Source organism: Pandoraea sp. CB10b_02 (genome assembly GCF_002216225.1).
Classification (GTDB): Bacteria; Pseudomonadota; Gammaproteobacteria; order Burkholderiales; family Burkholderiaceae; genus Pandoraea; species Pandoraea nosoerga.
In genome coordinates this window covers 277,357-298,364 of the sequence record NZ_NJGW02000001.1, presented here as the reverse complement: position 1 = coordinate 298,364, position 21,008 = coordinate 277,357, and the positions used below count along the sequence as shown (strand labels likewise).

The 21,008-nt window shown below is 67.2% G+C and carries 15 protein-coding genes and 1 pseudogene; 6 read left to right on the top strand and 10 right to left on the bottom strand.

Features of this window, described 5'->3' with window-relative positions; genetic code table 11:
• The first annotated feature begins 168 nt into the window (after window positions 1-168).
• Window positions 169-1,299, top strand: a complete 1,131-nt coding sequence (locus CDN36_RS01210) for a Dyp-type peroxidase (protein WP_287495798.1) — start codon at window positions 169-171, stop codon at window positions 1,297-1,299.
• Window positions 1,296-2,126 (top strand): family 1 encapsulin nanocompartment shell protein, encoded by an 831-nt coding sequence (locus CDN36_RS01205; protein WP_287495797.1) that lies wholly within the window; start codon window positions 1,296-1,298, stop codon window positions 2,124-2,126. Before CDN36_RS01210 ends, CDN36_RS01205 begins: the two co-directional genes overlap by 4 nt.
• Before the next feature lie 163 nt (window positions 2,127-2,289).
• Here CDN36_RS01205 and CDN36_RS01200 read toward each other — a convergent pair whose 3' ends face one another.
• From CDN36_RS01200 to metE, 4 genes are all read right to left on the bottom strand, one after another.
• Window positions 2,290-4,017, bottom strand: coding sequence for a glycosyltransferase family 39 protein (locus tag CDN36_RS01200; protein ID WP_287495796.1), 1,728 nt, complete (start codon window positions 4,015-4,017; stop codon window positions 2,290-2,292).
• Between the two features lie 58 nt (window positions 4,018-4,075).
• Window positions 4,076-5,464 carry a sensor histidine kinase gene (locus CDN36_RS01195; protein ID WP_150554449.1) on the bottom strand — a complete coding sequence of 463 codons (1,389 nt, stop codon included), beginning with the start codon at window positions 5,462-5,464 and terminating at the stop codon, window positions 4,076-4,078.
• Window positions 5,461-6,120, bottom strand: a complete 660-nt coding sequence (locus tag CDN36_RS01190) for a response regulator transcription factor (protein WP_150554448.1) — start codon at window positions 6,118-6,120, stop codon at window positions 5,461-5,463. The genes CDN36_RS01195 and CDN36_RS01190 overlap by 4 nt, the downstream gene beginning before the upstream one ends.
• 380 nt (window positions 6,121-6,500) lie before the next feature.
• A complete protein-coding gene (metE, locus tag CDN36_RS01185; RefSeq protein WP_287495795.1) occupies window positions 6,501-8,789 on the bottom strand; it encodes a 5-methyltetrahydropteroyltriglutamate--homocysteine S-methyltransferase in 2,289 nt (762 codons plus the stop codon).
• A 238-nt stretch (window positions 8,790-9,027) separates the two neighbouring features.
• Here metE and CDN36_RS01180 point away from each other — a divergent pair, with 238 nt between their 5' ends.
• Window positions 9,028-9,657, top strand: coding sequence for a putative pterin-binding protein (locus tag CDN36_RS01180; RefSeq protein ID WP_287495794.1), 630 nt, complete (start codon window positions 9,028-9,030; stop codon window positions 9,655-9,657).
• A gap of 37 nt (window positions 9,658-9,694) precedes the next feature.
• Here the strand turns inward: CDN36_RS01180 and CDN36_RS01175 are convergent, their stop codons facing one another.
• From CDN36_RS01175 to CDN36_RS01160, 4 genes are all read right to left on the bottom strand, one after another.
• On the bottom strand, window positions 9,695-11,896 hold the full coding sequence (locus CDN36_RS01175) for an alpha/beta fold hydrolase (RefSeq protein ID WP_287495793.1): 2,202 nt from the start codon (window positions 11,894-11,896) through the stop codon (window positions 9,695-9,697).
• Window positions 11,893-12,966: an Lnb N-terminal periplasmic domain-containing protein gene (locus tag CDN36_RS01170; protein WP_502920319.1), complete on the bottom strand. Its 1,074-nt coding sequence runs from the start codon at window positions 12,964-12,966 to the stop codon at window positions 11,893-11,895. The genes CDN36_RS01175 and CDN36_RS01170 overlap by 4 nt, the downstream gene beginning before the upstream one ends.
• 210 nt (window positions 12,967-13,176) lie before the next feature.
• A complete protein-coding gene (locus tag CDN36_RS01165; protein WP_287495792.1) occupies window positions 13,177-14,169 on the bottom strand; it encodes a sterol desaturase family protein in 993 nt (330 codons plus the stop codon).
• A gap of 13 nt (window positions 14,170-14,182) precedes the next feature.
• Window positions 14,183-15,232: a YVTN family beta-propeller repeat protein gene (locus CDN36_RS01160; RefSeq protein WP_150554443.1), complete on the bottom strand. Its 1,050-nt coding sequence runs from the start codon at window positions 15,230-15,232 to the stop codon at window positions 14,183-14,185.
• Window positions 15,233-15,657: 425 nt separating this feature from the next.
• On the opposite strand from CDN36_RS01160, the gene CDN36_RS01155 reads away from it, so the two are divergent.
• The gene (locus CDN36_RS01155; RefSeq protein WP_287495791.1) at window positions 15,658-17,445 is read left to right on the top strand and encodes a GGDEF domain-containing protein; all 1,788 of its coding nucleotides are present in this window, start codon (window positions 15,658-15,660) and stop codon (window positions 17,443-17,445) included.
• 51 nt (window positions 17,446-17,496) lie between these two features.
• On the opposite strand, the gene CDN36_RS01150 is transcribed toward CDN36_RS01155, so the two are convergent.
• Window positions 17,497-18,942 carry a CoA transferase gene (locus CDN36_RS01150; protein ID WP_502920325.1) on the bottom strand — a complete coding sequence of 482 codons (1,446 nt, stop codon included), beginning with the start codon at window positions 18,940-18,942 and terminating at the stop codon, window positions 17,497-17,499.
• 155 nt (window positions 18,943-19,097) lie between these two features.
• On the opposite strand from CDN36_RS01150, the pseudogene CDN36_RS22495 reads away from it, so the two are divergent.
• Window positions 19,098-19,325: pseudogene (locus CDN36_RS22495) on the top strand (helix-turn-helix domain-containing protein); the annotation flags it as partial.
• A 437-nt stretch (window positions 19,326-19,762) separates the two neighbouring features.
• Here CDN36_RS22495 and CDN36_RS01140 read toward each other — a convergent pair.
• On the bottom strand, window positions 19,763-20,473 hold the full coding sequence (locus tag CDN36_RS01140; protein ID WP_287495862.1) for a hypothetical protein: 711 nt from the start codon (window positions 20,471-20,473) through the stop codon (window positions 19,763-19,765).
• A 175-nt stretch (window positions 20,474-20,648) separates the two neighbouring features.
• Between CDN36_RS01140 and CDN36_RS01135 the strand changes: the two genes are divergently transcribed.
• Window positions 20,649-20,972, top strand: a complete 324-nt coding sequence (locus CDN36_RS01135; protein ID WP_241013841.1) for an ArsR/SmtB family transcription factor — start codon at window positions 20,649-20,651, stop codon at window positions 20,970-20,972.
• The last annotated feature ends 36 nt before the right edge of the window (window positions 20,973-21,008 follow it).

Here is a 21,008-nt window from a genome sequence, read left to right as displayed (position 1 = left end):
ACGGTGCAAGGCTTTTCACGCGAGGTTGAGCAAGGGAGTGGCATATTGCGGTGTGTTGCGTTATAAACTTGACGCACCAAAAGTCGCCGCCCGATAGCCTACGGTCTGCCGTTCGACCCGACGCTGCCTGCGCAGGCGCCGAGAACCTCAGCCACACGCAGGAGTGCAATGACCGAACGTCCGACGTCTCCCCCTGAACCTCAGCCCGTGTCGGGCACCGTGACCCGCAGTGCCATCTTTCTCGTAGCCACCGTGCGCGACGACGAGGCCGCGCATGCCACCGTGCGCGGCTGGTGCGCCGATGTGGCCGCCTATGTTCGCTCCGTCGGCAAGCGCGTGCCGTCGGGGCAACTGTCGTGCGTGGTCGGCTTTGGCGACAGCGCCTGGGATCGCCTGTTCGGCGCACCGCGTCCCGCCGAGCTGCATCCGTTTCGCGAGTTCGGATCGGGCAAGCGCCATGCGCCGGCGACACCCGGCGACTTGCTGCTGCACATCCGTGCCGAGCAGATGGACCTGTGCTTCGACCTGGCCACGCTCATGCTCAACAAGCTGGGCGACGCCGTGACGGTCGTCGACGAAGTGCACGGCTTCCGTTATTTCGACATGCGGGCCATGATCGGCTTCGTCGACGGCACCGAGAATCCCGAGGGTCAGGAGGCGCTGGAGTTCACCGTGATGGGCGACGAAGATCCCGAGTTCGCGGGAGGCAGCTACGTGCTCGTGCAGAAGTACCTGCACGACATGGCCGGCTGGAACGCGCTGCCGATCGAGGCGCAGGAGCGCATCATCGGGCGCACCAAGCTCTCGGACGTCGAGCTCGACGAGGGCGTGAAGCCGAGCTGGTCGCACAGCGCGCTTACCACGCTCGAGGAAAACGGCAAGGAAATCAAGATCCTGCGCGACAACATGCCGTTCGGGCGGCCCGGCTCGGCGGAGTTCGGCACGTACTTCATCGGCTACGCCCGCTCGCCCGCGCCCATCGAGCAGATGTTGGAGAACATGTTCGTGGGGCGCCCGCCCGGCAACTACGACCGGTTGCTCGACTTCAGCACGGCGGTCACCGGCGGCCTGTTCTTCGTGCCCTCGGCGCCGCTGCTCGAGGCGCTTGCCGAGCGCACCCCCGAGGTGGCGGCGGCCGCTGCCGGCCCGTCCGCCATCCAGACATTGCTCGACACCCAGGCGCCCACGCGCGCGAGCCCGGTGCTCGACGTCACGGTTTCTTCTCTTACGAATGCGGGCCCCGACACGTCGGCAGGCTCACTGAACATCGGATCGCTCAAAGGAGTTTCTCAGGCATGAACAACCTGCATCGCGAACTTGCGCCCATTTCGAACGCCGCGTGGGAACAGATCGAGGAGGAAGTGGCGCGCACGTTCAAGCGTACCGTCGCGGCCCGGCGCGTGGTCGATGTGAAGGGGCCGGGCGGGCTTGCACTCGCCGGCGTGGGTACGGGGCATCAGAAGGCCATCGAGGCGCCGCTCGAGGGGGTGGGCGCGCGTCAACGCGAAGTCATGCCGCTCGTGGCGCTGCGCGTGCCGTTCGAGCTTTCGCGCGAAGCGATCGACGACGTCGAGCGCGGCGCCAACGATTCCGACTGGCAACCGGCCAAGGACGCGGCCATCAAGCTCGCATACGCCGAAGACCGTGCGATCTTCGACGGGTATCGGGCTGCCGGCATCACGGGAGTGCGCGAAGGGACGTCGAATCCGGTACTGCCGCTGCCGCAGAACATCGCCGACTACCCGACCGTGATCGCCAAGGCGCTCGAGCAACTGCGCCTGGAGGGCGTGGATGGTCCTTACAGCGTGCTGCTCGGCGCCGACGCCTACACCGCCGTGGCCGAAGCGAACGACCAGGGTTACCCGATTCTCGAGCATATCGGCCACATCGTGAGCGGCGAGATCATCTGGGCGCCGGCCATCGACGGCGGCTGCATCGTCTCGACACGCGGCGGCGACTTCGAGATGCACATCGGCCAGGATGTATCGATCGGCTACCTCGAGCACACGGCGAGCACCGTCCGTCTGTATCTGGAAGAGACGTTCACATTCCTGATGCTCACGGCTGAAGCCAGTGTTTCGGTCGGTCCCGCAAGACCTCTGGACGGCAAGAAGAAAGCCAAGTAAGTCCCTGAAGAAAAAGAAAAACGGCCGAGGGTGCTGTGATGCCCCCGGCCGTTTTTTTTTGTGGTGCCGTTCACCCATCAGGAGGATACGCGCCTGCCGGCGTGCGGGCGCGTTCCGTGGGAGCCGCCGGCGCGGATCGCGCCCGGGTCTCCCGGTTCCTGCGTTATTTGCCGGCGTCGGACGACGCTGCGCCCGCCTGGTCCGTCGGTTTCTCGATAATCACGCGTCGATCGTCGCGTGCGATGACCTTCATCGGCAGGCCGAGCGTTTGCAGCACCGTGAACTTCTCCGGGTCCACCAGCGCGAGCGCCTTGGGCGCGGACATCCAGACGTCGGCGAATTTGTCGAGCGTCGGAATCCAGCTATCGGGGGCCTGCGAGATACCGAATTCGAGCTCGTCCTGCACCGCCACCATGATCATCGGCTGGCGCAGGTAATACGGCATCGTGTGGTCGAGCGTGCCCACCGAATAGAACGGCGTGTCCGGCCCCAGGCGGTCCATCTCGGCGCGCACGGCCGGCACCAGATCGATGCCCGAGCTGCCCCGCCCGAACGCCTCGTGGCCCGAGCCGCTGATCATCGCGAAGGCGAACCACGTGGCCGCGAAGGCGACAAGCGCCTGCTTCGTGCTGCGTTGAGCGAGCCAATGCGTCACGCCGATACCGATCAGGCCGACGATGCTCGCGGCGTACAGGTAATACGTGAAGGCCCGGTATGCCGCGACCGGATTGTGGCGATCCGAGTGGTGAGAGAGGAACACCAGCCCCGTGACGATCGTGGCTACGAACAGCACGACGGAGACGATGAGGTGCTTGCGCAGCGTCTCGCGCGTCAATCCCGCCAGACCGATGCCCAGCAGCAGCGCGATCGCGGGCGCCACCGGCAGCACATAGGAAATGAGCTTGGAGTGTGAAATCGAGAAGAAGCAGAAGATGAACACCGCCCAGACCGCGAGCATCAGCGCCGGGCGGAAACCGTTCGGCTGGCGCGGCAAGGCGCGCGAGGCCGGGACAACGCGCGGCAACATCGACAGCCACGGCAGGAAACCGACGGCGAGCACCGGCACGAAGTACCACAGCGCTCCTGGGCGATGATGATCCGGCTTGAGGAAGCGGTTGAAATGCTCGTTGATGAAGAAGAAGTCGAAGAACGACGGATTGCGCGCCATCACGGCGGCGAACCACGGCACGGTCACCGCGAGCAGCACGATCAGCCCGCTGGCGATGTGCAGGCGCGTCCAGAGCGCCCAGTCACGCGATATCAGCGTATAGATCACGAGTACGGCGCCCGGCAGCACCACGCCGATCAGGCCCTTGCTGAGGACCGACAGGCCCATTGCGGCCCAGCACAGCCACATCCAGTTGCGCGTCTGCGTGTGCGTGAGACCCGCTCGCTGCGCGAGCAGCAGCGAGCACAACACGAGCGCCATCATGAACGACAACCCCATGTCCAGCACGTTGAAGTGGCCCAGCAGGCTCCACAGCGGCGCGCTCGCGAGGGCGAGCGCAGCGAAGAACCCCGCGCGCGCGCCGAATACGCGCCGGCCGGTGTAGCCCACGAGCAGCACGCCGGCGAAGCCCGTGAGCGCCGTCCACAAACGCGCTTGCCAGTCGCCAAGCCCGAAGAGCATGAACGTGAGCGCATTCATCCAGGTCTGCAGCGGCGGTTTTTCGAAATACAGATAGCCGTTGTAACGCGGCGTGACCCAGTCGCCCCTGGCGAGCATTTCGCGCGCCATCTCGGCGTAGCGGCCTTCGTCGCTGGGGATCAGATGGCGCAGGTTGAGCACGCCGAACCAGACGAGCGCGAACGCGGCGACCAGCCAGAGCAGGGCGGCAGGAGAGATCGGCCAGGGTTCCAACCCGGCGTCACGTTGAGGGCGTGTGGACATGGATGCGAGGCTTTCCGGACTTTGAGGTGAAGAAGAACTGAAGGGCCGCGAGCGGTGCTCAGCGGGATGGGGGTAGGGGCGATGGCGGCCGGATGGCCGACGGCGAGGCGTCGGGGTTCGGCAGCGTGACACGAACATGTAGTCCGCGCGGTGGCGTGAGACTGGCGTCCTTGAGCGTCACGCGGCCGCCGAGCCGGTCGACGATCGCGCGCACGATCGCCAGTCCGAGCCCGGTGCCTTCGCCGCCGTGCTCACGCGGCTCTCGCTGATCGCTGCCGCGATAGAACGCGTCGAAGACGTGTTCGCGCTTGTCGGCGTCGATGCCGGGGCCCGAATCGATCACGTCGATGGCCACGTCGGGGCCGGTGGCCGACACGCGCACCGAGACGGTGCCGCCTTCCGGCGTATAGCGCACGGCGTTGCCCACGAGATTGCCGAGCAGCGTGACGATGTCGCGCTTGGTGCCGAGCACGCGCAGTCCCGGCTGGCCCGGCACATTCGGCGACGTGTCCACCAGATCGAGCACGATCTGCTTGCGATCGGCCAGCACGAAAACGTCTTCGAGCGCTTCATGCACGGCCGGCAGCAGTGTCAGCGGCGTGACGGCCACCACCGGCACGTTCTGCGCGCGCGCCAACGTGAGCAATTGCTCGAGCAGCGTGCGGGTGCGCTGCAAGCCGCTCTTGAGCCGCGTGAGACGATTGCGCGTTTCGGCGTCGAGCGGCGCCGGCGCCAGCGCGCGGTCGAGGTTCTCGGCCTGAATCACCAACGCGGTCACCGGCGAGCGCAACTCGTGCGCGGCGTCCGCCACGAACCGGCGCTGCTCGTCGAGCGCCTTGGCCAGACGCGCCAGCAACCGGTTGATCGACACGACGAACGGCTCGATCTCGGTCGGCGTGCCGCGCGTATCGAGGGGGCGCAGGTCGGTATTGCGGCGCTTGTCGATCTCGCCGGCGAGCCGCTGCACCGGCCGCCAGGCGCGCCGCACCGTGAGCACGATGGCGCCGATGAGCAGCGGCACCAATACAACGAACGGGACGGCCGTGCGCAGGCCACTGTTGCGTGCGATCTCGTTGCGACCCTCCGTGGGTTGGGCGACCACGATGCGCTGCGACGGCCCGATCGTGCGCACGAAGGCCCGCCAGGTGTGGCCGCCGGTGGTGACGGTGTGGAAACCGTCGGCGAGCGTGGCCGGAAACGTGCCGCCGAGTCGTTGCACCGTGAGGCGGTAGTCGTGGTCCTGAAGCGGCAGGCCGTGCATGGCGGTGTCCGCGGCGGTGAGGTTGCGCGTGTCGACGAGCGCGGCGAGCTGCAGCAACTGATCGTCCTGAAAGCGGTACGCTTCACGGAACGCGGCCGCATACGAGACGAAGCCCGCCACGACGGCCAGCCCCAGCGCACAGGCGGACAGCGTAATGACCAGACGCGACTGAAGCGAGCGCATCATGCCTTGGGAACCAGCCAGCCCGCGCCGCGGATATTGCGGATAACGTCGGCGCCGAGCTTCTTGCGGATCGAATGGATCAGGAAGTCGATCATGTTGCTTTCGATCTCCTCACCCCAGCCGTACAGCCGGTGCTCGAGCGCGTCGCGCGACAGGATGGTCCCCGGCCGGAGCATCAGCGCGTGCAGCAGCGCGTACTCGCGAGCGGAAAGCACGCAGCGGTTCTCGCCATACGTCGCCTCGTGGGTGGCGGGGTCGAGCGAGAGGGCGCCGTTGGTCAGCACGGGAACGGCCACGCCGGCATTGCGGCGGATGACGGCGCGCATGCGGGCGAGCAGTTCCCCGACTTCGAACGGCTTGACGACGAAATCGTCCGCGCCGAGGTCCAGTCCCTGGATGATGTCCTCGGCGCCGTCGCGGGCGGTCACGACGATGATCGGCGTGCGCCCGCCCGCGCCACGGTGAGCGCGCAGCACTTCCCAGCCGTCACGGCCGGGCAGGCCGAGGTCGAGCAGCATCAGGTCGTAGGTGTGCGCGGCGAGCGCCGCGAGGGCTGCGTCGCCGTCGCGACACCAGTCGGCCGCATACGAGGCGTCCTTGAGCGCCTGCGCCATGGCTTCGCCAATCATGGTGTCGTCTTCTACGAGCAATATCCGCATGGTGTCCCGAATGCTCCGCGGCGCAACCGAGCCGGCGCGCGCGCGTTACCTTGCCGCCACGGGGCGGCAAGGGCGCACGATAGCGCGCGAAACTTAGGAGAAACTTAGCGCGCGGCGGCGTGTGCCCGCGCGACTATGCCATGCAAAGCGACTTTTAATCAAATACTTAGCAAGCGTTTTTCATGTAATCGGCGAGTCCGTGCCGTTTTGGCGCCGTCGCGGCGCGTTTTGCGTCGTTTCGTGAGATTTTTCCGAGCGTGCATGGCGCGGGGGAATCACAGGATGCGGCGCTCGCCGTCCACGCGGAACGGGCCGGCAAACGCCAGCCCGTCGTGAGGCGCCGTCGGCGCGCGATGCGCCATCCGCCATCCGCCATCGCCTTACTGTGCGCGCAGTGTCTTCGCGGCGGCGACCATGTTTTGCAGGGCGGGGATCACCTCGGACCACTGGCGCGTCTTCAGCCCACAGTCCGGGTTGACCCAAAGGCGCGTCGCCGGAATGCGCTCGGCGGCCTTCTTCATGAGCGACACGATATGCGCCTGCGTCGGGATGTTGGGCGAGTGGATGTCGTACACGCCCGGTCCGATCTCGTTCGGATACTGGAACGAGTCGAACGCGTCGAGCAGTTCCATATCGGAGCGCGAGGTCTCGATGGTGATGACGTCGGCATCCATGTCGGCAATCGCCGAGATGATGTCGTTGAACTCCGAATAGCACATGTGCGTGTGAATCTGCGTATCGTCCTGCACGCCATTGGCCGCGATGCGAAATGATTCCACCGCCCAGTCCAGATACGTCTGCCATTGCGCGCGACGCAGCGGCAAGCCTTCGCGCAGGGCCGCTTCGTCGATCTGGATCACACGCACGCCGGCACGTTCCAGGTCCAGCACCTCCTCGCGAATGGCGAGGGCAAGCTGCAAGCACGACACCGAACGGGGCTGGTCGTCGCGAACGAACGACCAGTTCAGGATCGTCACCGGGCCGGTCAGCATGCCCTTCATCGGCTTGTCGGTGAGCGACTGGGCGAACTTGATCCATTCGACGGTCATGGCCTTGGGGCGGCTGATGTCGCCGAACATGATGGGCGGCTTCACGCAGCGCGAACCATACGACTGCACCCACCCGAACTGGCTGAACGCATAGCCCTCGAGCTGCTCTCCGAAGTACTCGACCATGTCGTTGCGCTCCGCTTCGCCGTGCACGAGCACGTCCAGGCCCAGCGCTTCCTGCTCGCGCACGCTGCGCGTGATCTCCGCGCGCATCGCGGCGATGTAGCCGGCCTCGTCGAGCTCGCCGGCTTTGTACCGGCGGCGCGCGGCGCGGATGTCGGCCGTCTGCGGAAATGAACCGATCGTCGTGGTCGGGTAGAGGGGCAGGTTCAGTTTGGCGGCCTGCCTTGCGGCGCGCTCGGCGTAGGGCTTCTGACGCCGGCCCAGCGACGCTTCGATGCCGGCAACGGCCGCCTTGACCGATGGGTTGTGCACCCGCGGGGATGCCCGGCGGCTCGCGATGGCCGCCGCGTTGGCCGCCAGTTCGGCGCGCACGGCGCTGCGGCCTTCGTTGATGGCGCGAGCCAGCACGTTGAGCTCGGCGAGTTTCTGCCTGGCGAAGGCCAGCCACGAGCGGATTTGCGCGTCGAGCTCGCGCTCGCTGTCCAGATCGACGGGAACGTGCAGCAGCGAGCACGACGGCGCGATCCACAGCCGCTCGCCAAGCGCCGCCGCAACCGGCTCCAGCCACTCGAGCACGGCGCCCAGGTCGGACTTCCAGATGTTGCGGCCATTGATGACCCCGAGCGATATCACCTTGTCCGTCGGCAGCGCGGCCACGACCTTGGCGACTTCGCCGCGGGCGCTGACGGCGTCGAGGTGAAGGCCGTCGACCGGCAGCCGGCATGCCAGCGGCAGGTTCTCGCGCAATTCGCCGAAGTACGTGGTGAGCAGGCGCTTGATCGGTGTGACGGCCAGGGCGGCATAAGCGGTCTCGAAGGCGTCCTGCCACTCGGCGCTCAGCTCGGTCACCAGAATCGGCTCGTCGATCTGTACCCACTGCGCGCCTTGTGCCGCGAGCGTTTCGAGCAGCTTCACGTAGACCGGCAGCAGGCGAGGGAGCAGGGCGAGCTTGTCGCTGTCGTCTTTCGCCTTGCCGAGCCAGAGATAGGTCACCGGCCCGATGATGACCGGCTTGGCGCTCACCCCGGCGGCGCGCGCTTCGGCGAGTTGGTCGACCAGACGCGATGCGTCGAGCGAGAACACCGTGGCGGCGGAGAACTCCGGCACGATGTAGTGATAGTTGGTATCGAACCACTTCGTCATCTCGCCGGCCGCCACGCCGCCGCAGCACTCGGTGTGGGCCTGCGCGCTCAGCGCCGAGCGGCCTCGCGCCACGCGAAAGTAGTTGTCCAGCGCATCGCCATGAAAGCCTCGCACGCGTTCGGGCAGGTTGCCGAGCGTGAAGCTCATGTCGAGCACCTGATCGTAAAACGCGAAGTCGCCCGCCGGCACCAGATCGAGCGCCGCCTGGTCCTGCCAGTGACGTTGACGCAGCAAGACGCCCAGCGCCTTGAGTTCGTCTCGCGACGACTGCCCCTTCCAATACGCTTCCAGACCGAACTTCAGTTCACGCTTTGCGCCAATGCGCGGAAATCCCAGGTTGTGTGTCGTTGCCATGTTCTCTTATGACGCTTGCCGCCGGATGAGTGAAATCGTGACGACGATCATAGAGACCCTCTTTCATGAATGAAAATGGTCTTATTTGTGATTCTCTTTAAATTTATTCATGATGGGCGAGGCCGCGGCTTCGGTGTTACGCTCTCGCCACCGGGCGGGGGCGCTGCGTTCGTCCGCATGCGGCCAGCCAGGTTGCGTGTGGTGCCGCCCCTGTTTGTTCATCGTCTTCGCCAACGTCATGCAAAAACGTGAATTCCTGGCCGGTGCGCTCGCGCTCGGCACCTCCGCGCCGTTGTTTGCCGCACCTTCCGCGACACCTTCCGCGACACCTTCCGCGGCACCGTCCGCAGCTCCAGTCCCGCCAGCCACCACGCCGCTCGTGACGGTGAGCGGAGCCATTGGCCGCCATAACCGCGGCCCCGTCGACCCGGCGCTCGACCAGCTCCTGCACAAGCAGCTGGTCCAGTTCGACGCGGCATACGCGTTTGACTTCGGCATGCTCGCGCGCATGGCCGCCCGGACGGTCCGTCCCACCCTCGAATACGACGCGAAGCCCCATACGCTGCGCGGCCCGCTGCTCGCCGACGTGCTCGCGAGCACGGGCGCCCCGGCCAACCCGGCCACGCAAGTGCTGTTGCGGGCGCTCGACGGCTACGTCGTGGCGACCACGCTGGGCACTGTGCGCGAGTACCGTTTCCTGCTCGCCACACACCTCGACGACAAGCCGCTCGCCCTGGGTGGCCTGGGCCCCCTGTGGGCGGTGTACGATCCGGCGAAGATCCCGGCGCTCGCCGGCAAGCCGCTCAAGGAACAGTTCACGCTGTGCCCGTGGGGCGTGTATCACATCCAGATCAACGCCGTGTCCTGACGTTGCCGGCGCGCCGCGGACGCCATCACTTCGCTGATCACTTCGCTGCCTTGGCCGCCTTGGTGACCCCGGCGGGCTTCGTCGCGCCGGCTGCGGGCGATGTCGCGGGCGCCACCGGCGCCGCGAGCGGCGCCGGCGCGATCGGCGCGAACGGATCCGCGCGGTCCGGCGCCCGAATCGGGTCGAGCGCGTCGACGTCCTCGTGCAGAATGCGGCGGATTTCGAGGATCGCCTGCGGTGTCTCCTGAACGCTGTGGCCCGAGACGATCACGCGCTCCGATTGCGCGCCCGCCAGATGTGCGCTCAGGTACGGCACCACGCCGTCGCTCGACTGCTCGAGCGGCCCCTTCGCGTCGCGTCGCGCGATGATCGAGTGATACTGCACGGACGGTGAAATCTTCAGGTTCGCGGCGGCCATCACGTAGGGATCGTCGTCGCGCAGTTGATCGACGCTGTTCGGCACGTAGCGGGTTCTGCCCTCGGACGGCGCATCCTCGGCGCCCGTGGCAAAGTGCAGCGCGTCGTCGAGACCGGCGAGCAGCGTCACGGGCAATCTGATCAGGTTCGAAACCCAGCGCCCCAGCCGGTTGCGGGCGAAGGGCGTGCCCCGGTGGGGCGCGGCGATGAAGATCGCCCGCTCGAACTGCGGCACCGGCTTGAAATGGAACAACGGATCGAGGCGATCGCGCGCCCGGACCAGGCGGTCTTCATCGATGTCGTAGTCCTCCCGGAACGCTCGCCATAGCTCGTCGTCCGCGCGCGCGACCATCAGCCGCGCAATCACGCCTCCCATGCTGTGGCCGATGATCACGGCATCGTGCGAGGCGGCGGACTGCCCGTCCGGATCGAAGTGCTTTAGCGTCGCTTCGAACGCGTTGCGAATGGCCATCGCGTTCACCAGGATCGGCCCATTGGTCGGGTAGTACACCTGCCAGATCTGGAAGTGCTCGCGCAGGGTGGCGTCGCCCTGAATCTCGTTGGCCAGATTCACCCACGCTTCCGGGCTGCTCGCGAGCCCATGCAGCATCAGGATGACACGGCGCCCCGGATCGAAGGGCTGCATCAGGTATATGTGCGGGCGATCGATGCCGCGGTCGCGGCCGAACAACGTGCGCAGGGACTGCTCGGCAAAACCCGAGCGGGCCAGCCACAAGCCATAGCCAGCCGTGAAATTGCCCGCGAGCGGCACCGTCTGGCCATGCAGTTCCACCGACGATTGCCGGTACGGGTCATAGACGACGAGCGTGGCGACGTGCGTCGTGAGAATTTCGTCGCGTGTGTTGCCGTCAAAGCGCAGCAGCAACGTGAGCGACGGCGAGGGCATTTCGCTGAACATCGGCCCGGCGTCGGGGTCGGTGGCGCGTCGGAAGTCGCGCGATGCCCGACGCTCGCGCAGATTGCGCGCGCCGCTGCTTCGCCCGCCGGGCGTCGAATAGACGCCATCGCTGTCCGGGCCGGTCGACGCATCGCCGCGCGGCGCCGGCGTGCGGCCGGCGTCGGCCACAAGCGCCTCGGCGGCCGATTTCTCGTCGAGCACCGCGACCAGTTCCGCGCCGAAGCCGTCGCGTCGGTAGGGGCTGCGCAGGCCGGCGAACGACAGCGTCGAAGCGGGCAGTACCTCGCGCGGACGCGTGCGGTTCTCGGCAAAGCGCACGCTGCTTGCATCGACCGGCAGCGTCCAGCCCGCGATCTTGTCGCTGCCGGTGGCCTGCACACGCCGAAACAGCGCAACGGAGAACGTTTGCACCGCGTAGTTGTAATAGTCGCGCACCTGCGTCTGGCGGTCCTCGAACGCGCGCTCGCTCGACGGCCGGTCGCCATAAAAAAGGTAGGCGTATGAGTATCGCGCCGCGCGCAGCCACAGATCGAACTGGGCGTCGTTCCACTGCCGCTCGCCGGCGGGCGTCTGGGCGATCGCCAGTTGCAGCGCCATCTCGGCCATGGCGGCAAGCCGCCGGTCGCTGTCGATTTCGCCGGCACGCCCGAGCGCATCGATGCAGTCGAGCGAGGGTTTGGCGCAGATCGTGTCGTCGAGTCCGGCGACGCGGATCGTTTCGTCGGTGGCCGCGCTCAGCTTGTTGGTCGACAGAATGTCGCCGCGCTTCATTGCGATGTATTGCTCCGGGCCGAGCGAGCGGACTTCCACCATGGCGCAGCCGGAAAGCGCGGCCAGGCATGCGGCGGCGGCGACCCGCGCGGCGCGACGCGTCCACGCCGCCAGGATCGTGCGGCCGCTCACGGCGTCACCCTCGGATCGTCGCCCGGCACGCCCTGCCGGATCTGTGCGGAAAAGTCGGGGGCGTCACCCGCGGCGAGCGCCCGGGCGACGAAGTTGCCCCGCGCCTGCAACTCGGCGTAAGTGAAGCCCGGGGTGAGACCGCCCTGATCGAACGCGTACTCGGCGAAGTAGCCCGAGAGTAGCAGGCGGTAATCGAGCGGCAGGCCCGGCGCGATGAGGCGCGCAATCTCGAAGACGATGGTCGTGCAGTTGCTCGTGAGCGTGTTGTACCAGGCGGGTTCGCGGCGCAGTTCCGCGGCGCGCTCCAGATAGGCCACAAAGACGCGCCGCAATTGCGCGGGCGGGATGTTCAGCCGGTAGAGGTAGACGGTTTCGCCGCGCACGTTGCTGCGCACGCGCAGGATGTCGCGCTCGTCGGCGGCCACCAGCGTGGCTTCGAAGTCCTTGAAGAACCCGCCGATGGCCGAGAACTTCTGGCCGCGCTTCTTGCGGATCTCGATGGAAAACACCACGCGCTTGCCGTCGGAGAAGCCGAAGGAAACCAGCGTGTGGGCGATCGCCGGCCCCATCCAGTACGAGAGGACGAGGTCCGCACTGACCAGCTTGTCCAGATCGTACTCGCGCGTCTCCCAACGGGGCGTGAAGTCGGTCTCGCTGCGCCACGCGAAGTTGCGCACGTTATGCAGTGTGACGTGCGTGCCGTCCTGCCGCGAATCGAGCATCTCCGCCACGTCCGCGGCCCATTCGCGGTCGTTGGACGGTCGGATCGTCTGCCACCAGCCGAGAAGGAGAATCATCGCGAACGTGAAGGCCAGCGGCCACCCCTTGAGCGATGCTCCGGCCCGCACGCGCCACAGGGCGAGCAGGGCGGCAATACCGAGCAGCACCCACAGCGCGACGACCCCATAGCGCACGAAGCCGGGGCCGGGGCATCGATAGGCCAGCGCCATCGCGCCCCAGGCGCACGCGCCCAGCACGACGAGCGCAAGGCAGGAGCGCAGCACGTAGACGTACCACGCGATGTGGGGGCCGGCGAGCGCCTCGCCGGCGTGGGATTGCAGTTGCACCATGATCAGCAGAAGTGGGACGCCGTGTCCGACGCGCGACCCGCGGCGGGCGAGGTCGATCGAACGGGCGGACCGGGGGCGTTTACCGGCAGACGAACGTGCGCGGCATTGCCGGCGTCCCCGGTTGGCGCAGCGTGCCAGTCGGTTTTCGAGTGTCAGCGCCGAAGAATACCAGCAGCGCCGGCGCCTGGGTTGTGCTGATCCCGCCCGGGCTCAGACGGCGCTTCGGCGGGGAGCAAGCCGGCGCGCGATGCGACCCAGCGCACGCACCTGCTGCGAGACGACGCCGGTGCCATAGCGGCGCGAACGGCCATGGGGCGCCGGAAGTTGATCGCGGATGCCGGTCGGCTCCACGGTGCGCTCCCACGAAGCGGTGCGAAAGAGCATGTCCCACCACGGGAAGAGCACGCCGAAGTTGCAGCCGTAGCGAGTGCCTTCGTGACCGTAGCCGATCGCGTGATGGCGGCGATGGAACGTCGGGCTCACGATCACGCGCTCGAGCACCGGACCGTAAGGCAGGCGGGCGTTGACGTGCTGCACGCTTTGCAGGAAGTTGCCGAGCGCCACGAGCACCACGTACTGTGCCGGCTGCACGCCGATGAACAGGGCGATACCCGCGAAGAAGGCGGCCTGCATGACGTCGTCAAGGAAATGATTGCGATCGTCCGACCACAGCGACATCTGCTGCTGGCTATGGTGCACGGCGTGCAGCTCCCACCACACGCCGAAGCGATGCTGCCAGCGGTGGTACCAGTAGCCGGCAAAGTCCAGCACGATCAGGTAGAGCAGGAACGACACGAGCGGCTTGTCCGTCACGCCCGGATACAGGCCGTCGAGGTCGATGGCGGGCAGCCCGTGGATGACCATCTGACTCTGCAGCGCATTGAAACCCGGCTGGAGCACCACGAAGAACAGCAGGTTCAGAATGCCGAGCTTGGCGATCCACGTATAGATCACGTCGGCGCGCACCTGACGGCGGTCCTGCCACTGCTCGACGGGGCGCAGTGCCTCGAGCGGGCGCAGCAGCGCATATGTCACCCCGATCTGCAGCACGCCGATGAGCACCCAGTACAGGGCGTCATAGATGTCGTCGTCATAGCCCATCAGGTTGAAGTGGAACAGCAGCGGTTGCACCACATCGACATAGATGAGCGTCTGTACGGCGCTGATGCCGTTATCCACGAAGTTGAGCGCTTCCTGAATCATTCGGGCGACCCTGTCAATCCGGATTCGGTGAGAGAACAGGCGCGCGCTCGGCAAAGAAGATGCCGTGCGGCGAGCGGTTCACCGCAATGCGATCGACCAGTTGGCGCGTGCTCAGATCGATCACGCCCACATGGCGCGCAAAGCGGAACGTCACCCACAGATAACGCTTGTCGGCCGAAAGTTCCATGTCGTCGGGGCCGGGCATCAGGCCCGTGATGTCGGCGACCTTGGTGAGCGATTCGTAGTCGAGGATGCTGATGGTGCTCTCGACGCGATTGCTCACGGCAATGTGGCGGCCGTCCGAGAGCGAGCGGAAGTTGTGCGCGCCGCGCCCGGTCTGAATGCGCTTGACGACCTTCTGTGCGCGCCAGTCGACCACGGCCACATCGTCTTCGCCCGTCATGCCGACGAGCAGGTATTTGTCGCCAGGCGTCATCCACAGGCCGGCCGGGGTCTTGCCGACCGGCATGCGCCATTTCACCGTCTGCGTCGCGAGGTCGATGGCGGCGAGCTCGCCCGAATCCTGCAGCGTGACGAAGACCGTCTTGCTGTCCGAGGAGAACGTCATGTGGCTCGGCGTTTTGGCCAGTGCAACGCGTTTGACGACGGATACGTTCTCGCCGTCATAACGATAGACGTCGACCCGGTCCAGCCGCAGCGCCGCGGTCACGAACCACTTTCGGTCCGGCGAGAAGCCGAGCTGGTAGGGATCGTCGATGTCGGCAACCTGGCGTTGCAGCTTGCCGGTGTTCGGATCGAGGAACATCAGGCTGTTCGAGACGGAGTTCGCGACGATCAGCGAACGCTTGTCCGGCGTGATCATCAGGTGATGCGGCTCCTTGCCCGTGGGCATGGTGCCGACGACCTTGTGCGAGGCCTGATCGATGAGCGAGAGCTGGGCCGCGCCCGAGTCGAGCACGATCACCGTGCCGGCATGGGCAGTATGGGAGGCGAGGGCGACGGTCAGCGGGACCGCGGCGACCGCCAGCGTGGGGAGCGTTGCGAGAGCGCGAACACGGCCGGTCAGTTTCGAGAGCCGCGAAATCTTGAGAGAAAACACCATGAATGCCTAGGGTGGGGCGAAAAACGATGACGAACGCCCGCAAGCTCGCTCGCGCGCGAAGCGTCGATTCTCACGTTAAACGCGCCACCGGGCCCGGCCGTTGACAGGCATGAGCCTTTCCGCTGCCGGCGGCGCGGACGTGGTCGCCGAGCTACGTGCGAAGCGGGGCCGTCGGCAAGGCATGGCGCTGGCCGCCGGTCCGCGGCCCCGGGCCGGCCGCGCCGCCCGGCAAACGAGGCGACCCGGGCGACGCGTTGTGCGACAATGGCGCCTCTTCCAATGGCGCCGCCGGCCGGCGCCATTGACGTTTGAGCGTGGCCGCCGCGTCCGGGCGCCGCGCTGCGCATTGCGCATGGCCGCCGCCGCGATCGTCCGCGACGGCTTCACCAGGAGTGCCTGCCGTTTGGCCAGCGGCGTGATCCTCAATGAAGCGCAAGTTACTGTCTGCCGCCTCGCACACGGGCCGCCTGCGTGTGCAGAATCTCGCCGTCGTCGCGGTTGTCGCCGTGCTGTGTGGCGCGCTGCTCACATGGGCATGGGGAACCTACCAGCGCACCCGCGATGCCGACGTCGCGCTGGACGCACTGCGCGCCACCTTGCTTGCGATGGAAAAGGCGTCCGCCGAGCGGGGGCCGGCCAATGCGGTGCTCGGTGCCGACCTGCCACTGCCGGACGCAGCCGTCGCTGCGCTGCGCGACGCCCGTGAAGCCACCAATGCCCGTCTCCAGGAACTGCTCGCGGCGCTCTCGGCCGACGGCTGCGAGCAGTGCGATTCAGGCCTGCGCGCGATCGAGCGGGCGCGCCTGGCACTTGCCGCCGCGAGCGCCAACGTCGATCTGCTCGTTCAGCGTCCGCGCCAGATGCGCAGCGACGCGGCCGTGCGCGACGCCGTCGATCGCATGGTGCGCGTCATCGCCGACTTCATGCCGGTGGCGGCGTCGCGTATCGACGTGGTCGCGCGCGGCGCGCCCGATGCGATTCATTACATCATCCTGGCGCGTCTCGCGGCCGAACTGCGCGAATACGCCGGCCAACTCGGCTCGCACTTCACGGCGGCCCTGGCCACGGGCAAGGCGTTGACCGAAGCGGACCAGCGCGCCATCGAGAGAACGCTCGGGCGCATCGACCAACTGCGCGAGATGATCGCCGCCCGTGTGGTCGAGCCGTCCGAGCTCGGCCCTCAGACCCTCGCGCCCCTCAACACGCGATACTTCGCGGCGGGGCTGCACTACGTGGCGACGGTGCGCACGCTCGCCAGCCAGCCGCCCCCCGCACGGCTCACGACTGCCGAGTTCGCGAGCCAATACGTGCCGACGATGGGGGCCATCACGGACCTGCGCGACAGCATGCTCGCGCTGGCCAAGCGCAAGGTCGAGGCCCAGCGCGAGCGGGCGCGGCGCACATTGATCCTCACGGCGGTAGTCGAAGTCACGCTGGTGCTGGTCATCTTCGTGGCATTGCGCAACTTCCGGCGCAGCGTCGTTCAGCCGTTCGAGGCTGCGGTGCAATTCGTCGACGCGCTGGCGAAGGGCGATCTCGACGCGCCGTTGCCGCCCGAGCGTGCGGCGGCGCGTCGCCCGCAGGTGCGTGCCGTGTTCGACGCGTTGCATGTCCTGCGACGGAACGCCGTGGAATTGATCGAGTTGCGCCGCGAGCGCATCCGGCTGCTCGGCGAGCTGGAAATGAGCGCCGATACGGACGCGCTCACGCGTTTGATGAACTGGGGGGCGTTCGAGCGCCGGGCGCGTGCGCTGTGCGCGCTGTCGTCGCAGGGGCCGGTGGCGCTGATCAAGTTCGACATCGACGATTTCACGCAAATCAACGCGACGTGGGGCCACCACGTGGGCGATGATGTGCTGCGCCGCGTTGGCGCCGTGTGTCTCAACACCTGCCAGCCGGGTGACCTGCTCGCGCGGCTGGGGGCCGACGGTTTTGTGATTCTCGCGCGCGTGCTCGACGAGTCGCGCGCGCAGCAATTCGCGCAACTGTTGCGTGGGCGCATCGAAGCGACGGCGTTCACACTGCCGCACGGCGGAGGACGCCTGCCGCTGAAGGCGAGTTTCGGCATTGCGATGGCGCCGCCGCCCCTTCCGGCGAGCGCCGACGTCGCCGATGTTGCCAACGATCCCGTGGACGTCTCGGCGCTGCTCAGCCAGGCGGAGCGCCGGTTGTCGGCCGCTCGGCACGCCAAGAGGCGCCACGCGGCCGACTGAGCACGGAGCCGTTGCGCGTCGGTTGGCCTCCGTGACCGCGGAGCGTGCCGATCACGGCCAGCGTGCCGTGGCCGTACCGAGCGCCATGGCCGGCAGCGCCCACTCCACCGGGGTGCCGGCGATCGACATCGGTGTTGCCACGCGGCGCACCGGCCCCCAGGACGTGTCCTCGATGCGAGGCGCAAGATCGGCGCCGGTCTCTGGCGCGAGCGGCGCCGGCGCGGGATTGCCGGTGCGATGCGCGACCAGCAGTCGCGCGGTGCGCGCCAGCGAGGCGCGCACGGTGGCGCCCACGCCTCGGGTTTGTCGAAGCGCCAGCGCTTGCACCGCGGCGGCCGCCATCAGATACCCGGTCGCATAGTCGATGCCCTGACCCGGCAGCGGCACCGGCCGATCCGCATTGGCAGCGCGCATGCCTGCATCGGCGATTCCCGAGCTCATCTGCACAAGACTGTCGAAGCCGCGGCGGGCTTGCCACGGACCTTGCCACCCATAGGCGTTAAGCGAGATGTCGATGAGCGCGGGATTGCGCTCGCGCCGCCACGCCGCCCCGAGGCCCAAGTGTTCGAGGGCATCCGTCCGATAGCCATGCACGACGATGTCCGCGCCGCGCAGCAGCGCCTCGAGCACCGCGCGGCCTTCGGCCCGCTTCAGGTCGAGCCGCGCGCAGCGCTTGCCGAGAACGACTTCCGGCACGGTGCCCGGCTCGTCCCACTCGGGCGGGTCGACGCGAAGCACCTGCGCGCCGAAGCCGGCCAGAAACCGCGTCGCGCTCGGGCCGGCCAGGATGCGCGTGAGATCGAGCACGCGAATGCCGCTGAGCGGGCGCGCCGGCACCAGCCGCCAATTGGCCCCGCCATCTCGTATCCCGGCTGCGCCGGCGTCGAACGTCTCCCATTGCAGCAGCGGCTCGGCGGCCACGGCGCCCCCCTGTGGATGCGCGTCCCACTGGGCGAGGGTGCGCATGGCCGCCGCGCAGCCACCGGCGCCGACGATGGCGGCTTCCAGGGCGTCGGCTTGCCACATGGCGACGGCGCGTGTGAGCGCGTGGCGATCGGGGTCCACGCCGAGTACCGCGAGTGCCGCCGCCCGATGATGCGCTGCGTTCGTATGAAGGCGAATCCAGCCGTCGGCCGCGCGGTAATCGCCGGCGATCGGATCCCACTGCGGCGGCGACGTCCAGCCTTGCGGCCGCAACGACGTGAGAAACCAGAACGACGCGAGCCGTCGGTCGACGTTCACGTCGGGCGTCGCAGCTCGCTCGTCGAGACCGAAGTCGCCGCCTGCGCCTGTCGCGAGTCCGGCAACGCCGAGCGTCGCGCAGGCGATCGCCGCCGCCGCGAAATCCGTGAAAGGAAAGACGCACGGCAACGCGCCACGTCCGCTGATCGTCAGGCGGTGGGCGGCGTGGTCGGCACTCGCGGCACTCGCGGCACTCGCGGCACTCGCGGCACTCGCGGCACTCGCGGCGCCTGCGGCGGCCACGGCGTGGCGCATCGCTCGAAAATAGGGCGCGACGAAGCCCGTGTCATCGGCAAGCGCAATGGCGTCGGGCGGCAGGCAGATATCGAAAGGCATGGAAAGTCCTCGAATGAATCGATACGTGGCATCGCAGTGAGTCGCGAGGCAAGACTGCCGGCGCATTGAAGCTTATGCCGATGGATTTTATTGTCAATATTGATTATCTTAATCAATCTTTTCCGCGACCAGCGCCACGCCTGCCCGCCATGACGCAATATTTCACCGCCGCCCAGGCTGCCGAACGCCTGGGAATCTCCTTGCCGACCCTCTACGCCTACGTGAGTCGTGGCCTGCTGCACGCCGAGCCGGGCAAGACGCACCGGGAGCGCCGCTACCGGGCCGCCGAAGTCGAGCGGCTGGCCGCGCAGCGCACGCGCGGGCGCAAGCCGAAGGAGGTGGCCAAGGCCGCACTCGACTGGGGCATGCCGGTACTTGAATCGTCCATCACGCTGATCGAAGACGGCCGCTGCTACTACCGGGGGCGCGACGCGCTCGCCATGGCCGAGTCAGCCTCCGTCGAGGCCGCGGCGGCATGGTTGTGGCAGTGCGACGAGGCATCGGCGTTTTCGGGATTAGACGGCGATCGCCTCGCGGCGGATTGGCCGGTGCTGCTGCTCGAACGGTTTCGCGGTACTCGCGCGGAAGAAGCCCTGTTGCCGTCGTTTACGGTCGTGAGCGACGACGCGCCCACGGCCATCTGGCAGCGTGACCCGGTCCGTGTGGCGCAAGGCAGTGCGGCGTTGCTGCGGCTGATGACGGCATGTCTGCTCGGCACGCGGCCCGGCGACGCGCCGATTCACGAGCAATGCGCGCAGGCGTGGGGTGTGCGCGACGCGCAAGGCGCCGACCTCATCCGCATCGGCCACGGATGGACTGCTGCGTGCGGGTCGCCCACGCCGGTCGTCTGCCAGACGGCGCTCTCGTCCCGCGCGCGGCGCAGTTCGTCGGCTTCTTCCGAAAAGCCCGCATCGACGGGTTTTCCGCCGTCGAGTGTGGCGACACGCTCCATTTCGGCTGTCAGCCAGCCTGTGGCGTCGGTCACGTCGGGCAGCCCACTCGTGCGCACGAGGACATAATCGCCGTAAGCCGACGCAACGTAGTCGACGAAGGCGTCGTAGATCGGGGCGTAGCGCTCGTCGAGCAAGGCGATCAATGCATCGCGACGACGAGCGGCGCGCTCGAGCGCCTGCGCCTTGGTCGTTACCAGATAGGGGTACTTGGCATTCTTTTCCTCTTCCGAGGCGTCTTCGAGAAACTCCTCGATCTCGATGGCTTGGTCCTGCGGGTCGAAGTCGTCGATGACGTAGGCAAAGCGGATGTCCTCGGGCGCAAACAGGACGCGCCAGAACAGCGGAATTCCGGCATTGGCTTCGAGCGACGGGCCGCCGCGCCCGAAGTAAGTCGGCAATTCGCCTTTACGGCCCTCCGGCATGCGCGGCCAGGGCGGACTCTCGAGAAAGACGGGATGTGACATGTCGTAAGCCTTGAGCAGAGGGGTTCGTTGCACTGCGGACTTGGCACGCCAAACTAATTGACCGGCGATCCGGGCGTTCGCCAGGACGAGCCGATGGGAATTCTGGCGGAACTCTCGGCGCTTGTCACTCATCTGCCGCAACGGAATGACTTAGAATTCCGGAAATATCGAAACACTCATGGGAACATTGGACAGAGGGCGCATCACCTTGAACGATACCGACGCCGTCAAAGCCCTGGCCGCGCTTGCTCAGGGCAGCCGGCTTGCCGTGTTCCGCCTGTTGGTCGTGGCCGGCCCGGACGGCTTGAGCGTCGGCAACATCGCGCAAGCTCTCGGCCTGCCCAACGCCACGCTGTCATTTCACCTCAAGGAGTTGGCTCACGCGGGGCTCATTACGTCGCGGCAGGAAGGGCGATACATTTTCTATAGCGCCTCCATCGACCGGATGAACGCGCTCGTGGGCTTTCTCACCGAAAACTGCTGTCAGGGCGTGCCGGGGCTTTGCGAGCCGGCGTCGCCGCGCAAGTGCTGACCCAACTGCCAATCGATTGCGCATCCGACTGCCCAT